Annotated in this window: 1 protein-coding gene; it reads left to right on the top strand. The window is 75.8% G+C overall.

Annotation, left to right across the window (positions count from 1 at the left end; genetic code table 11):
- Nucleotides 1-268: 268 nt before the first annotated feature.
- Nucleotides 269-896: lytic transglycosylase domain-containing protein (locus tag OZN99_RS32545; RefSeq protein WP_270939315.1), on the top strand; the 628-nt coding region annotated here is incomplete at its 3' end.

Below are 896 nucleotides of genomic sequence, written 5' to 3'. Positions count from 1 at the left end.
CCGCGCCGCCGGCGGAGCCGCCCGCGCCGACCCCCCCAGCCCCGGCGGAGCCAGCTGGCGCGGCCACGCCCGCCGCGCGGCCCGCAGACCCCCTGCTGAGCCTCTGATCGTCCTGGCCGATCTGGCGGCGTCGTGCTAGGAAAAGAAGCCAAGCCGATCCTCGCCGGGGAATTTGTCCGAAGCCGCACGGCGGCCGAGCCTGGCAAAGCCGTAAAGCGGTAAAGCGGCTAGGCGACCCGGCTGGCACGACGCTTGCGCCGCGCCGGCCATGCGCGTCCTGCTGGCCCTGCTGCTCTCGCTGTCCGCAAGCCCCGCCCTGGCCGAGCCCGGCCGGCTCTGCCGTGCCGCGATCCAGGCGGCGGAGCGCGCCGCAGGCATCCCGGCGCAGCTGCTGATGGCCATCGGCCGCGTGGAATCCGGCCGCCGCGACCCGGAGACCGGTACCTTCCACCCCTGGCCCTGGACCATCAATGCCGAGGGGCGGGGGCAGTTCTTTCCCACCAAGGCGGCAGCCATCGCCGAGGTGCAGGCCCTGCAGGCCCGCGGGGTGCGCTCCATCGACGTGGGCTGCATGCAGGTGAACCTCCGCCATCATCCCGACGCCTTCCCGAACCTCGACGCTGCCTTCGACCCGGCCACCAACGCCCGGTACGCCGCCCGCTTCCTGACGGAGCTGCGCCAGAGCCGCCCGGACTGGCAGGCCGCGGCCGCCGCCTACCACTCCCAGACGCCGGAATTCGCCGAGCCCTACCGCGCCCGGGTGCTGGCCGCCTGGGCCGAGGAGCAGGCCCGGCCACACCCGCCCGTGGCGCTCGCCGCCACCTCGCCGGCCCGTGCGCCGCTGCCCGCCGGCGGTGGCGGGGCCATGCTGTCGAACGGGGCCGAGCGGGTGGCGG

It is taken from the genome of Falsiroseomonas oryzae (genome assembly GCF_027856955.1).
In the GTDB taxonomy this organism is placed as follows: domain Bacteria; phylum Pseudomonadota; class Alphaproteobacteria; order Acetobacterales; family Acetobacteraceae; genus Falsiroseomonas; species Falsiroseomonas oryzae.
The sequence above is the reverse complement of the archived record's forward strand: the minus strand, read 5'-3'. Positions and strand labels throughout refer to the sequence as shown.